This is a genomic window from Neisseria shayeganii (assembly GCF_014054965.1).
Classification (GTDB): domain Bacteria; phylum Pseudomonadota; class Gammaproteobacteria; order Burkholderiales; family Neisseriaceae; genus Eikenella; species Eikenella shayeganii.
Map to the genome: position 1 here is coordinate 1540209 of NZ_CP059567.1, position 12937 is coordinate 1553145.

The 12937-nt window shown below is 58.7% G+C and carries 13 protein-coding genes; 2 read left to right on the plus strand and 11 right to left on the minus strand.

All coding sequences use genetic code 11. From position 1 onward, the window contains the following. Positions 1–46: 46 nt before the first annotated feature. Genes H3L94_RS07475 through H3L94_RS07485 form a run of 3 tightly spaced genes read right to left on the minus strand, consistent with a single transcriptional unit; the run spans position 47 to position 3060 of the window. A complete protein-coding gene (locus tag H3L94_RS07475) occupies positions 47–973 on the minus strand; it encodes an ABC transporter permease (RefSeq protein WP_009118549.1) in 927 nt (308 codons plus the stop codon). Further along, entirely contained in the window at positions 936–1910 is a 975-nt protein-coding gene (locus tag H3L94_RS07480) for an ABC transporter permease subunit (RefSeq protein ID WP_009118550.1), read from the minus strand. Before H3L94_RS07480 ends, H3L94_RS07475 begins: the two co-directional genes overlap by 38 nt. A gap of 19 nt (positions 1911–1929) precedes the next feature. Further along, on the minus strand, positions 1930–3060 hold the full coding sequence (locus H3L94_RS07485; protein ID WP_182121505.1) for an ABC transporter ATP-binding protein: 1131 nt from the start codon (positions 3058–3060) through the stop codon (positions 1930–1932). 322 nt (positions 3061–3382) lie between these two features. Here H3L94_RS07485 and coaBC point away from each other — a divergent pair, with 322 nt between their 5' ends. Further along, entirely contained in the window at positions 3383–4570 is a 1188-nt protein-coding gene (gene coaBC, locus H3L94_RS07490) for a bifunctional phosphopantothenoylcysteine decarboxylase/phosphopantothenate--cysteine ligase CoaBC (RefSeq protein ID WP_182121506.1), read from the plus strand. Positions 4571–4662: 92 nt separating this feature from the next. Here coaBC and H3L94_RS07495 read toward each other — a convergent pair whose 3' ends face one another. After that, entirely contained in the window at positions 4663–5358 is a 696-nt protein-coding gene (locus H3L94_RS07495; protein ID WP_182121507.1) for a Bax inhibitor-1 family protein, read from the minus strand. Between the two features lie 236 nt (positions 5359–5594). Between H3L94_RS07495 and aroE the strand changes: the two genes are divergently transcribed. Next, complete coding sequence (gene aroE, locus H3L94_RS07500) at positions 5595–6407, plus strand: shikimate dehydrogenase (RefSeq protein WP_182121508.1); 813 nt, start codon at positions 5595–5597, stop codon at positions 6405–6407. A gap of 321 nt (positions 6408–6728) precedes the next feature. Here the strand turns inward: aroE and tgt are convergent, their stop codons facing one another. The 7 genes from tgt to H3L94_RS07535 form a co-directional block, all read right to left on the minus strand. Continuing rightward, positions 6729–7844, minus strand: a complete 1116-nt coding sequence (gene tgt, locus H3L94_RS07505; RefSeq protein ID WP_182121509.1) for a tRNA guanosine(34) transglycosylase Tgt — start codon at positions 7842–7844, stop codon at positions 6729–6731. Positions 7845–7960: 116 nt separating this feature from the next. Then, complete coding sequence (locus H3L94_RS07510) at positions 7961–8491, minus strand: thermonuclease family protein (RefSeq protein ID WP_182121510.1); 531 nt, start codon at positions 8489–8491, stop codon at positions 7961–7963. 130 nt (positions 8492–8621) lie between these two features. Then, positions 8622–10025 carry an MFS transporter gene (locus tag H3L94_RS07515; protein WP_182121511.1) on the minus strand — a complete coding sequence of 468 codons (1404 nt, stop codon included), beginning with the start codon at positions 10023–10025 and terminating at the stop codon, positions 8622–8624. Positions 10026–10100: 75 nt separating this feature from the next. Beyond that, on the minus strand, positions 10101–10781 hold the full coding sequence (locus H3L94_RS07520) for a response regulator transcription factor (RefSeq protein ID WP_182121512.1): 681 nt from the start codon (positions 10779–10781) through the stop codon (positions 10101–10103). A 27-nt stretch (positions 10782–10808) separates the two neighbouring features. Next, positions 10809–11186, minus strand: coding sequence for a SirB2 family protein (locus H3L94_RS07525; RefSeq protein WP_182121513.1), 378 nt, complete (start codon positions 11184–11186; stop codon positions 10809–10811). Between the two features lie 235 nt (positions 11187–11421). Next, positions 11422–12027, minus strand: a complete 606-nt coding sequence (gene mnmM / locus H3L94_RS07530; protein WP_182121514.1) for a tRNA 5-(aminomethyl)-2-thiouridylate-methyltransferase MnmM — start codon at positions 12025–12027, stop codon at positions 11422–11424. Positions 12028–12295: 268 nt separating this feature from the next. Continuing rightward, positions 12296–12778 carry a DUF4189 domain-containing protein gene (locus H3L94_RS07535; RefSeq protein WP_182121515.1) on the minus strand — a complete coding sequence of 161 codons (483 nt, stop codon included), beginning with the start codon at positions 12776–12778 and terminating at the stop codon, positions 12296–12298. Positions 12779–12937 lie beyond the last annotated feature (159 nt).

Genomic DNA, 12937 nt, shown 5'->3' on the forward strand with positions numbered 1-12937 from the left:
TACCTGAAAAAACACAACGCCGCACACAGCGGCGTTGCAGGCTGAATCAAGAACGGGTTTGCGCAGCGGCTTCGGCAGCCGCTTGCCGGTAGGCTTGGGCGGTTTCGCGCTCACGCTTGGTGATCTGGCGCATCATCAGATAATTGCCGGCGACCACCAAGGTGCCGACCACGGCAATCAAGATGGTGGCCAATACGTTCATCTGCGGGTCCAAACCTAAGCGGATTTTCGAAAAAATCAACTGCGGCAGGGTGGTGTAACCGGGGCCGGAAAGGAAGGAGGTAATCACCAAGTCGTCCATCGACAGGGTAACCGACAGCAGAAAGCCCGAGGCGATGGCCGGCGCAATCAGCGGTAGGGTAATCACCCAGAAAATCTTCCACGGCTTGGCGCCCAAATCTTTGGCCGCTTCTTCCAGCGACTGGTCCAACTCGGCCAGACGGGCGCGGATCACCACCGTTACATAGGCCATGCACAGCGTGGTGTGGCCCAGCCAGATGGTAAACCAGCCGCGCTCGAACTGCAGCCAGGAAACGGCTGCACCCTGCAACAGCGATTGCACTTGGTAAATCAGCATCACCACCGAGAGGCCGGTGATGATGTCGGGCATCACCATCGGCGCCGACACCATGCCGGCAAACAGAGTGCTGCCTTTGAAATGCTTGATGCGGGCCAAGGCATAGCCGGCCATGGTGCCCAGCACCACGGCGGCGAAGGCGGAAATCAGGGCGATACGCACCGAGAGCCACACCGCATCCAGAATTTCGCGGTTGGCCAACAGGCGGCCGTACCATTGGGTGGAGAAACCGCCCCACACGGTTACCAAGCGCGATTCGTTAAAAGAATACACCACCAGCATCACGAGCGGGATATACAGGAAAGCCAAACCCAACAACAGCGAGGCTTTCAAAAACAGCGATGAGAAAGACAGCCTTTTAGCCACGGCCCACTCCTTCCAACTGACGGGTTTCATAATGGTGGAACAGCGCAATCGGTACCACCAGCAGCAAGACCATGATCACGGCCAGCGCGGAAGCCAGCGGCCAGTTGTTTTGGGCGAAGAATGCCTGCCACAACACTTTGCCGATCATGAGGTTTTCCGGCCCGCCCACCAGCTCGGGAATCACAAATTCGCCCACTGCGGGAATAAACACCAGCATCGAGCCGGCGATGATGCCGCTTTTCGACAAAGGCAGCGTGATGGTGAGGAAAGATTTGATGGGGCCCGCGCCCAAATCGGCAGAGGCTTCCAATAGGCGCAAATCCATTTTCAGCAGCTGGGTGTAGAGCGGCAGAATCATAAACGGCAGATAGGTGTACACCATCACCAGATTCAGCGAGAAGGCGTTGTAAAACATATCCAAGGGCTGGCTGATGATGCCGGCCTGCAGCAGCATATTGTTGATGATGCCGTTTTGGCCGAGCAGGCCCATCCAGGCGTACACCCGCAGCAGCAGCGAAGTCCAAAACGGCAACATGATCGCCAGCAGCAGCACATTGCGCCATTTTTCGCCGGAGCGCGCAATTGCATAGGCCACCGGATAACCCACCAAAAGACAGATCAGGGTGGTGGTGAGCGCGGTCATGATGGAAGACAGATAAATCCGCACATACAGATTGCTGCCTTTTTCCTCGGTAAACGGGTTCAGCTCCAGCCACAGCGAAGACCAGAAATTGTCGAAAATATCGGCATAGTTCATGTAGCTGAGCGCCACGTTCACCCGGCCGAAATCTTCGTCCACCGTATAAAGCGGCGTATAGGGCGGAATGGCGATTGCCTGCTCGGCCACGCTGATTTTCAGCACAATGAAAAACGGGATCAGAAACAGCACCAGCAGCCACAGATAGGGAATGCCGATTACCAGCCCCTGACCGGGCTTGAACTTGGTTTTCAAATCGTTCCACTTCATGTTCAGGTAGCCTTATCGGTTAGCGGGTGAGCGGTACGGGCTGGTTGGCCGGCCAGCTCAGGTACACGGTTTCTTCCCAAGTGGGCGGGGTTTCGTTTTGCAGATACCAGCGCGAAGACGGCACCTGGCTCTTGATGATGCGGCCGCTGGGCAGGCGCACGTGGTAGATGGCAAAACTGCCCAGATAGGCGATCTCTTCCACCGTGCCGGCGGCGCGGTTGTGCTCGCCCAAGCCGGCCGGCGGCGCTTTGTGCATATTGATGTCTTCGGGACGGATGCTCACCCACACGGTTTGGTCTTCCGGGCCGGTGATGCCGTGGTTGAGCAGGATGCGGTGCTCCAATTCGCCGCAGGCAATCTCGGCGTGGTCGGCTTCGTCCACCACCACCTTGCCTTCGAAAATATTGGTTTCGCCGATGAATTCCGCGGTGAAGCGGCTGTTGGGGAAATCGTAAATTTCGCTGGGCGTGCCCACCTGCTGCAACTGGCCTTCCGACATGATCGCAATGCGGGTGGCCATGGTCATCGCCTCTTCCTGATCGTGGGTCACCATGATGCAGGTCACGCCCACTTCTTCCAGCGTGTTCACCAATTCGAGCTGGGTTTGCTGACGCAGTTTTTTGTCCAATGCGCCCAAAGGCTCGTCGAGCAGCAGCAGCTTGGGCCGTTTGGCCAGCGAACGGGCCAGCGCCACGCGCTGCTGTTGGCCACCCGACAATTGATGCGGCTTGCGCTTGGCGTATTTGCTCATCTGCACCAAGCGCAGCATTTCTTCCACCCGGGCGGCAATTTCCTCTTTCGGCATTTTGTCCTGCTTCAAGCCGAAGGCGATGTTCTGCTCCACCGTCATGTGCGGGAACAGTGCGTAGCTTTGGAACATCATATTGATGGGGCGCTCGTAAGGCGCGAGATGGGTGATGTCTTGTTCGTCGAGAATGATTTTGCCCTGAGTCGGGGTTTCCATGCCGGCCAGCATGCGCAGTAGCGTAGATTTGCCGCTGCCCGAGCTGCCCAACAACGCAAAAATTTCATGCTTGTCGATACTCAAATCCACGTGATCGACCGCGTATTGGTCGCCAAAGGTTTTCACCAAGCCCTGAATCTGCAGATACGGGGCGGCTTGGGTAGCACCGGAATGTTTTTCGGTCATGGTGGCATGGGCTCCATTGTGGGTGAAGTCGGTGAACGCAAACAGCAAACGGCGGCACGTTCCGCCTTTACATTGCATAACAAAGAAGGGATTGTATTAGAGCCGCCCCCTCAGGGCAATGCCCAGAAGCCATCTGACTGCTTTTTTCTGCCGCTCCAGCAGCTCATTCCGCCCAGGCATGGACATTAAATGACCGAAATCCGCCCTTGCGGCAATGACATCTCTTTTCAGGTAGCCCGAATACCGCGCCCGACAAGGCGGCTGCATCCCAAGCACCTTAGTGATACCATGCCGCCTTTCTTCATCTCATTCCCCCACGCCCATGACCGCCAAACACATTCTGCTCGGCATCAGCGGCGGCATCGCCGCCTACAAATCCTGCGAACTCGTGCGCCTGCTGAAAAAACAGGGCCACACCGTCAGCGTGGCCATGAGCCGCGCCGCAGCCGAATTCGTTTCTCCGCTCACCTTCCAGGCCTTGAGCGGCCAACCCGTGCTCACCGACACCCACGACAACCGCCACGAAGGCAACGGCATGGCCCACATCAACCTCAGCCGCCGCGCCGACCTGATGCTGATCGCGCCGGCCAGCGCCAATACCCTGGCCAAAATCGCCCACGGCATTGCCGACAATCTGCTGACCAATTTGGCCGCCGCCCGCAACTGCCCGCTGGCGGTCGCTCCCGCCATGAACGTGGAAATGTGGCACAACCCGGCCAACCAAAGAAACATCGCCCGGCTGCAACAAGACGGCATCACCGTGATCCAACCGCAATACGGCGAACAGGCTTGCGGCGAAACCGGCGTGGGCCGTATGCCCGAGGCGGCCGAACTGGCCGAGCTGATTCCCGATCTGTGGACGCCGAAAACCCTGGCCGGCAAGCGCGTGTTGCTGACCGCCGGCGCCACCTTCGAAGCCATCGACCCCGTGCGCGGCATCACCAACCTCTCCAGCGGCCAAATGGGCGTGGCACTGGCCCGCGCCTGCCGCGCCGCCGGCGCCGAAGTTACCCTGATACACGGCCAGCTTCAGGTAGCCTTACCCGCCGGCTTGGCCGAAACCGTGCGCGCCGACAGCGCCGACGACATGTTTGCCGCCGTGCACCAACGGATTGCCGGCTGCGACGTCTTCATCAGCGTGGCCGCAGTGGCCGACTATAAGGTCGGCAACCGCAGCGCGCAAAAACTGAAAAAAGACGGCTCCGGCCGGCCGCCGGTGATCGAGCTGACCGAAAACCCCGACATTCTGGCCAGCGTGGCCGCCCTGCCCCACGCCCCCTACTGCGTCGGCTTTGCCGCCGAAAGCGAACGCGTGGTGGAATACGCACGCGCCAAACGGCTGAAAAAAGGCATCCCGCTGATTATCGCCAACCAAGTGGCCCAAACCATGGGCAAAACCGTCAACCAAGTGACCCTCATCAGCGAACATCGGGAAACCGCCCTGCCCGAAATGAGCAAGCCCGACACCGCCGCCGCCATTGTGGCCGAACTGGGCAAGCTGTTGCCTTAGTCCGCCGCCGATAAAGGGGATAAAAAAACCGCAGGCTACCTGAAACCTTTCAGGTAGCCTGCGGGCCTATTGGCGATGGCTAAAGCGGCAAATTAATCCTCGCCGGCAAAAGACAACAGAATGTTGAGCAAGCTGCTGAAGATGTTGTAAATGGCCACAAACAAAGTCAGCGCCGCGCTGATGTGGCTGTCTTCGCCGCCTTCAATCACCATGCGTACCTGCAGCATGATCAAAGCCGAGCTCACCAGCACAAACAAAGCGGATACGGTCAGCGCCAGTGCCGGCACTTGCACGAAGAAACCGGCCACCATGGCAATGACGGCCACCACAAAGCCGATGGTCACAAAACGGGCCAGGCTGCTGGTTTGGATGGCGGAAGTTTTCGCCAGCGCCGCCATGGTCAGGAACACGGCCGCGGTCATCACGGCGGCGATGCCCACCAACTCGATGCCGTTGCTCAAAGCGAGGCTGTAGTTGAGAATCGGGCCGAGGGTAAAGCCCAGACCGAAGGTGAGCACCATCAGCAGGGCAGCGCCCACATTGCTGTAACGGTTTTTCTCAATCAGAAAACTCATGCCGTAGAAGAAAGCAAAGAAAACAGCCAAGGCAATCCAGCGGTTGCCGACAAAGCTGTAAATGCTCAGGCCGGTGCTCATGGCGGTAAACGCGCCGGCGGCGGCAGGAATGAAAGACAAACCGAGCAGACCGTAGGTTTTGCGCAGCACGGTGTTTTGTGCGGAAACACTGCGGCCGGCTTCGGTGTAGTCGTAAGCATTACGCGGTTGCATAAAGGCTCCTTTTAATATGTGGTTACAGAGTTATTGGAATGAAACAGTTTTGATGAGAGCAAGCTCTAAACAGGGATGGGATTGTAACAGCAAATCCGCCACTTGCGTGAAAAACCGCAACAGACCGGCAAATGGTGGCGCTTGCGCTTTTTGCAAGCCGCCCGTGTTGTTTTTTCAGGTAGCCTCCCGGCCGGCAATGGCGCATAATCCGCGCTTTGCCAGCCTTCGGAACCGCCATGTCCGCCCCTCTTTACGCCGTTTTCGGCAACCCCGTTGCCCACAGCCGCTCGCCGCTGATCCACCAAATGTTTGCCCGTCAGGAAGGCACCGCCATCCGTTACGAACGCATTCTGGCCGAACCCGGTGCGTTCGGGCAGGCCGCCGCCGACTTTTTTGCCACCGGCGGGCAGGGCGCAAACGTTACCGTGCCGTTCAAAACCGATGCCTGCCATTGGGCCGACAGCCTTTCCGAACGCGCCCGCGCCGCCGGCGCGGTCAATACCCTGATCAAACAGGCCGACGGCCGCATCACGGGCGACAATACCGACGGCGCCGGCCTGTTGCGCGACATCACTGCCAATCTTCAGGTAGCCTTGGCCGGCAAACGCCTACTGCTGCTCGGCGCGGGCGGCGCCGCCCGCGGCGTGATGCTGCCGCTGCTGCAGGCCGGCCCGGCTTCGCTGACGGTGGCCAACCGCACCGCCGGCAAAGCGCAGGAATTGGCCGAAGCGTTCGGTGCCCAAGCCTGCCCACTGGCCGACCTGCCCGCCGGCGGCTTCGACGTGGTGATCAACGCCACTTCCGGCGGCCTCAGCGGCGAGCTGCCGGCAATTGCCCCCGCCGTACTGTCGGCCTGCGAGCTGGCTTACGACATGGTGTACGCCGCCGAACCCACCGCCTTTCTGCGCTTCGCCGGACAGGCCGGTGCCCGCCGCGGCGCCGACGGCTTGGGCATGCTGGTGGAACAGGCCGCCGAATCTTACTATCTGTGGCGCGGCTTCCGCCCCGACACCGCCCCCGTACTGGCCGCCATGCGGGCGAATCCATAGGGCTGTTGACTATCCGAAATCAATAAAAATGCCGCTGCTCAGGGAGGAAGCAGCGGCGAAGGGGAAAATGTCTGTCCTTGCAATGGGAAGCAAAGCAAACGTAGAGCATTATACTGTAAACCAAACGTTAACTCATTGCTGGCAGAAAGTTTTTAATCGAAATAACTCTTTGTTAAACATATATTATTTTTAAAAGACAAAATTTTACCAAAACAAAACAAAACAAAACAAAACAAAACAAAACAAAACAAAACAAAACAAAACAAATTTTTACATTTTAGTGATGCTAAACACTTCTTGGCGGCATACACAGCCGCCTTTTTAATCGCTCCCTCTTGCCCGGTTTTCATGGAATTGCGCCTGCCAATCGGCAAATTTGCCCTGCTCGATGGCCTCGCGCATTTCTTCCATGATCACTTGGTAGAAATGCAGATTGTGGATGGTGTTCAATTGCGCACCCAAGATTTCACCGGCTTTGTGCAGATGGTAAAGATAGGCGCGGCTGAAGTTTCGGCAGGTGTAGCAGCTGCAGCTTTCGTCCAGCGGGCGGGTGTCGTGCTTGTGCTTGGCGTTTTTGATTTTGATGTCGCCGAAGCGGGTAAACAGCCAGCCGTTGCGGGCGTTGCGGGTGGGCATGACGCAGTCGAACATATCGATGCCGTGCGCCACGCCGTACACTAAATCTTCGGGCGTACCCACGCCCATCAGGTAGTGCGGTTTATGCTCGGGCAAAATCGGGCCGACCGCGCGCAACATGCGGTACATCTCGGGCTTGGGTTCGCCCACAGAAAGGCCGCCGATGGCCAAGCCGGGGAAATCCAACTCTTCCAAACCGCGCAAAGACTCTTCGCGCAAGTCTTCATACATCGCGCCCTGCACGATGCCGAACAGGGCATTGGGGTTGTTCAAATCTTCAAACGCTTTTTTAGAACGCTCCGCCCAGCGCAGGCTCATTTGCAGCGATTGTCTCGCCTGCTCGTGCGTGGCTTCGCCGGGCGTGCATTCGTCGAGCTGCATGGCGATGTCGGAATTGAGCACGGTTTGGATTTTCATCGAGATTTCGGGCGACAGAAACAGTTTGTCGCCGTTGATCGGGCTTTTGAAGGTGCAGCCCTCTTCGGTGAGCTGACGCATATCGGACAGCGAAAACACCTGAAAACCGCCCGAATCGGTGAGAATCGGCTTGTTCCAGCCGATAAATTGATGCAGACCGCCGAATTGTTCGATCACGTCCAAACCCGGGCGCAACCACAAGTGATAGGTGTTGCCCAAGATAATCTGCGCTTGGATGTCGTGCAGATTCTGCGGCGTCATCGCCTTCACCGAGCCGTAGGTACCCACCGGCATAAATACCGGCGTCTCGATGCTGCCGTGGTTGAGCGTGAGCGTGCCCCGGCGGGCGTGGCCGTCTTTTTTGTGCAGGGTAAATTGAAGCATGGCGGGCGGTTCTTTACGGAAACAAGGCGGCGGATTATAGCGGATTTTGCCGCACCGCGTTTTCAGGTAGCCTGCAGCGGGACACAAACCGCCGCTGTTCAGATAAAGCCCGGCATTTAGGGGCTGTCTGCCCTCCTCTGCGCCTGACGGCGGCGGTATTGCCAAGGCGCTTGCGGACGCGGGCGCTGCCACAAACCGCTGCGCTGCCATCTGGCTTCCTGCTCTGCGGCGGCATAGCGGGCATATTGCTCGGGTGGCTGCCGTCGGGCGGCGCGGCGGCGGTCGTGCCAGGCACAGCCTTCCGCAATCTGGCGCAGATTGGCATCGTCCCCGCCTTGCCAAATGCGTGCCACCTCGCGGCCGTAGCGGTCTTGCGCCACCACTTCGAAGCGCACCTGCCGGTAAAGCAAATGGCCGGCCAAACGGTCGCGGCAGGCACGGCCTTCGGCTTGCTTGATTTCGGGGGCGTCGATGTCGGCCAGGCGGATTTTGCGTCGGCGGCCGTCGGCATCGCGAAGGTGCAGCGTGTCGCCGTCCCACACCCGCACCACCTCGCCCTGTTCCGCCGCCTGCGCCCATACCGGCAGGCAGCAGCAGAGCAGCAAAGCGGCTTTCAGGTAGCCTGAAAGGAAGGGCAGCATCTTCATCGGCTTTCCCTCAGAAGCTGTTCATCATGTTCGTGCGCAACGGTTTTCAATGCACAACCTCAGGGCAAGGCGGAAATAGGCTCAAGAGATTAACCGGACACCCCGCAAGGAAAATTTGGGACCGGCCCGCTCAATTTTGGCGCACCAGATTGTCGCCGTCGCTCGGATGCAGGCGGGCAAACACCCAGCTGGCGCAAAACGTGATGCCGCCGATCAACAGAAAGGTGAGGCGGAACGCAATATGGATGCCCGCATCCGCCGGCAAACGGCTGCCGATCACATTCAACAACAAAGCGCCCAAGGCAATGCCGAAACCGATGGCCAACTGTTGGTTTACCGCCATCAGGCTGCTGCCGCTGCCGGCCTGCTGCGGGCGCAAATCGGCAATGGTCAGCGTGTTCATGGCCGAATACTGCAGCGAATTGCACATGCCCAGCGCAAACAGCAGCGGCACCAGCAGCCACAGCGGCGTTTGGGCGGTGGGCAGCGCCAAGGCCATAATCATCAGTCCGATCAGGCGCGTATTCCACACCAGCACCGCCCGGTAGCCGAAGCGGCGGATAAAGGCCTGGATAAACGGCTTGCTCACCAAGGCCGCCAAGGCCACCGGCGCCAGCAGCCAACCCGCCACGCTGGCGCTGCGGCCGAAGGCTACCTGTAACAGCAAAGGCAGCAGAAACGGCACCGCCGCCATGCCCAAGCGGCAAAACAAATTGCCCAAAATACCCAAACGAAAGGTGCGTACCAACCGAAGCTGCAAGGGATACAGCGCCTGTTCCCCGCCTTCGCGTGCGTGCTGCCAATACAGCCACAAAACCACTCCCCCGAAAACCGCACAGCACACGGCAAACGGCCCGCGCTGCGGATGGGTGAGCAGTTCCACCGCCAGGCTCAAACTCACCGCGCCGCTGCCGAACAGCAGAAACCCGTGCACATCGAAACGCGGTACCTGCCCGTTGGGCGCGTAAAAATCCGGCATCAGGCGGCTGATCATCCACAAGCCCGCCAGCCCCACCGGCACATTGATCAAAAAAATCCAATGCCAGCTGGCATAGTCCACCAGATAGCCGCCCACCAGCGGGCCTAAAATCGGCCCCAGCAAGGCAGGCATGATGACGAAATTCATCACCCCCAAGAGGCGGGTTTTGTCGTAACTGCGCAGCATCACCAGGCGCGGCACCGGTGCCAGCATCGCCCCGCCCATGCCTTGCACCACCCGCGCCGCCACCAACAGGTTGAGACTGGGCGCAGCGGCGCAGAGCAGCGAGCCGACCACAAACAGCAGCATGGCGGCGGCAAACACTTTTTTGGTGCCGTAGCGGTCGCACAAATAACCGCTCATCGGCATCAGCAAGGCCAGCGTCAGCGCATAAGACACCACCGCCGACTGCATCCGCAACGGCGATTCGTCGAGATCGGCCGCCATGGCGGGGAGCGCGGTATTGAGAATGGTGGCGTCCAGCATCTGCATAAAGATGGACACCGCCAGCAAAATCGGCAACCAACGCGAGGGCGGGGCAAGGGGAGCGGTCATAAAGAAAAGAGAGAGGGACGGGCGGGAAAACGAAACGGCGGCAGTCAGGGCAAAACAAATATTTTCAGAATGTTTTCAGGTAGCCGATTGCCCTTCTTTCGCCACCATCCAGCCGACGCCGCGGATGTTTTTGATGTGTTCTTTGCCGATTTTTTTACGCAGGGCGTGGATCAGGTAATCGATGGCATTGCTTTCCACCTCTTCGCCCCAGCCGTAAATCTTGTCTTCCAAATCGCTGCGCGAATGAATGGTGCCGGGGCGCATCAGCAGGGCCTGCAGCACGGCAAATTCTTTATTGCTCAACAACACGGCATCCGGCCGGCCGAGAATGCACACCTGATAAGTGGCCGGGTCCAGCGTGAGCACGCCGTTGCCGGGCTGCCGCGCCGTTTGGCCGCCGTGGCGGCGCAATACCGCACGGATGCGGGCCAGCAGTTCGGCCATATCGAAAGGTTTCACAATGTAATCGTCGGCGCCGCCGTCCAAGCCGGCCAGGCGGCTGCCCAAATCGTCGCGCGCCGTCACAATCAGCACCGGCACCGGGTTGCGCCCGCCGCGAACAGCCTGCAGCACCTGCAGGCCGTCCTGCCCCGGCAGACCCAAATCCAGCAGCATCAAATCATAAGGCTGGCCGGCCAGCGCCGCCACTGCCTCCGTGCCGCTTGCCACCCGGTCCACCACATAGCCGGCATCCTGCAGGCTACCTGAAACCGCCTCCGCAATCATGCGGTCGTCTTCCGCCAACAACAAACGCACGGCCTGCTCCTTATAAAGGATACCGCATTAAAACCACAAGGGTTTGTAACGCGCCAGATAATAAATGACGGCCAAGCACAACATGGCCAACACATAGCCGGCATTCGATTTGGCCGAACGCGGCGGGTTTTTAATGCAGAGAAAACCGAAACCGATATACACCAATACCAAGACCAACTTCACGCCCAGCCACACCGCATTGCCGAACGGCACCCAGCCGGCGGCCAACATCAGCAGTAGGCCGGTGAGCAGCAGCAGGGTGTCGTTCACATGCGGCAAAATCCGCAGTGCTTTGGGCAGCGGCCGCTGCGGCCGGAAAAAGCGCAGCCAGAAACGCAAATTAAACAGCAACGCCGTGATGACGACAAACAATAAATGGCTGTGTTTGGCCGCTACATACATCATGATTCCTACTCCTGATTGTTTTTGAGGCTACCTGAAAGCAGCCCGCTTGTGCCGGATAAACGGTTTTGGCTCTGTCGGCAGCGCAACGGCATGCTTGAGGAAGCGGTTTCGCGCTAAAAACCGCGTATGCCGCACGAAATGGGCGCCAAACAGCCGGACACCCGGCCAACATCGGCAATACCGCAGGCATGATTTTTCAGCGCCCATACCGCCGTAACGCGCCTGATGCCACGCCCTAAGTGTCAAGCGACCGCAAGGTCGCCGGATGCGCCGCCGCCAGTTTTTCCACCGCCAACAGATACGGCGGTCGGTTGCGGCGGTTGAGAAAGCCGTAATGCAGCACCGCATACGCCTGCTGCGGCAACGCCGACAGCCATTGCCGCACCGCCTCCGCCTCGCGGGCGCCTTCTTCGTGACCGGGATACAGCGCCACGGTCAGCAAACCGCTGGGCTTCAGCACCGCCAAGGCCTGTGCCACGGCCTGCAGGGTGGTGTCGGTTTGGGTGGTGCGGCTTTTGTCGCCGCCGGGCAGATAGCCGCAGTTGAAAACGGCCACATCGGCCGGCCGCGCCACATAATCAGCCAAGGTCTGGTGGCCTGCCTCAACCAGACAAACCCGCCCGTCGTCCAGCCCCGCGGCCTGCAAACGCGCCCGGGTGGCTTCTAAAGCCGCGGCCTGCACATCAAACGCATATACCAAGCCGTTTGTCCCAGCCAATTGCGCCAAACGCAGCGTATCGTGGCCGTTGCCGGCGGTGGCATCCACCGCACAGCCGCCTTCCGGCAGCCAAGCCGCCCACAGGCGGTGGGCAAAAGGGAGGATATTGTCTAAACGGGTCATGGTGTATTTAGGCGGATTGGGCAGCGGCTGAGGCTACCTGAAAAACAAACGGTCAAAATGGCGGCTTCATCAGATAGCGGCCGGGCATCATACAGCACCGGCCGGAACCGTCTTCTATTGCAAAGGTCTCAGGCCGACTTGTTGCTGCGCCGGGCTCTAGATGCCCATACCCAAACCCAAACGCAGAGCAATACGAACAATCATCTTCCTATCGGTTTCCTTGATGCCTTTTGCCTTACCACCCAAGCATCTTCATGAGCATTGGCTTTTATCTGACTCTGATAAGGACAGGAAAGTTACAATGAGAGTATTGGACTTCACAAGAACGACCATCTGATTGACATTTTCGCATCGCCTCACTCACTGCTTGTCTAGCTGTCTCTCCTCCCACTATCCCCGTAATTCCATTACCGTGAACAACAGCTAGACAGCCATTTGTAATTGAACCAACTATCTTGCAATTTCTCGTCCCACAGCGCTGCAAGGCATTTCTACGAGCAGCCTGAATGCTGTCCTCATCTTCTGATGTACCAGAGCGACCTGCTTCAAAATCAGCAGCCAATGCACCATATTTATTTTGCCAGACCTCCCTAGGCTGGACTGGTGCAGTATCACCATCATAACCGGGATGACTGGGGTTGCTGCGTCGGTGGATTTCCTGTATTGCCGCCCCTGCCGGTTGTTGCGCCAGCGCGACATTGGATAAAAACAGCAATACGGCACAGGTAAAAATACGAATCACCGCTTTCATGTCCCTCTCCTTTTTTATGTTTTATGTCGGTTTCCTTAGATCCAATCACGGCAACAGGCCGGCACATCCGGCCGCCAACCGTGCAGGCTGCCTGCAGGCAGTGCATTATAAGCCATCCGTGCGCCTGCCCGCATCCCGCTATATAATCGCCTCCCCGCC

Bases quoted from the DNA above. Each gene is read 5' to 3' on its own strand.
- mnmM (WP_182121514.1), bottom strand. From the start codon at position 12,027: ATGACCCGTTTAGACAATATCCTCCCTTTTGCCCACCGCCTGTGGGCG.
- H3L94_RS07475 (WP_009118549.1), bottom strand. From the start codon at position 973: ATGAAACCCGTCAGTTGGAAGGAGTGGGCCGTGGCTAAAAGGCTGTCT.
- tgt (WP_182121509.1), bottom strand. From the start codon at position 7,844: ATGCTTCAATTTACCCTGCACAAAAAAGACGGCCACGCCCGCCGGGGC.
- H3L94_RS07515 (WP_182121511.1), bottom strand. From the start codon at position 10,025: ATGACCGCTCCCCTTGCCCCGCCCTCGCGTTGGTTGCCGATTTTGCTG.
- H3L94_RS07485 (WP_182121505.1), bottom strand. From the start codon at position 3,060: ATGACCGAAAAACATTCCGGTGCTACCCAAGCCGCCCCGTATCTGCAG.
- coaBC (WP_182121506.1), top strand. From the start codon at position 3,383: ATGACCGCCAAACACATTCTGCTCGGCATCAGCGGCGGCATCGCCGCC.
- H3L94_RS07535 (WP_182121515.1), bottom strand. From the start codon at position 12,778: ATGAAAGCGGTGATTCGTATTTTTACCTGTGCCGTATTGCTGTTTTTA.
- H3L94_RS07510 (WP_182121510.1), bottom strand. From the start codon at position 8,491: ATGAAGATGCTGCCCTTCCTTTCAGGCTACCTGAAAGCCGCTTTGCTG.
- H3L94_RS07480 (WP_009118550.1), bottom strand. From the start codon at position 1,910: ATGAAGTGGAACGATTTGAAAACCAAGTTCAAGCCCGGTCAGGGGCTG.
- H3L94_RS07495 (WP_182121507.1), bottom strand. From the start codon at position 5,358: ATGCAACCGCGTAATGCTTACGACTACACCGAAGCCGGCCGCAGTGTT.
- aroE (WP_182121508.1), top strand. From the start codon at position 5,595: ATGTCCGCCCCTCTTTACGCCGTTTTCGGCAACCCCGTTGCCCACAGC.
- H3L94_RS07525 (WP_182121513.1), bottom strand. From the start codon at position 11,186: ATGATGTATGTAGCGGCCAAACACAGCCATTTATTGTTTGTCGTCATC.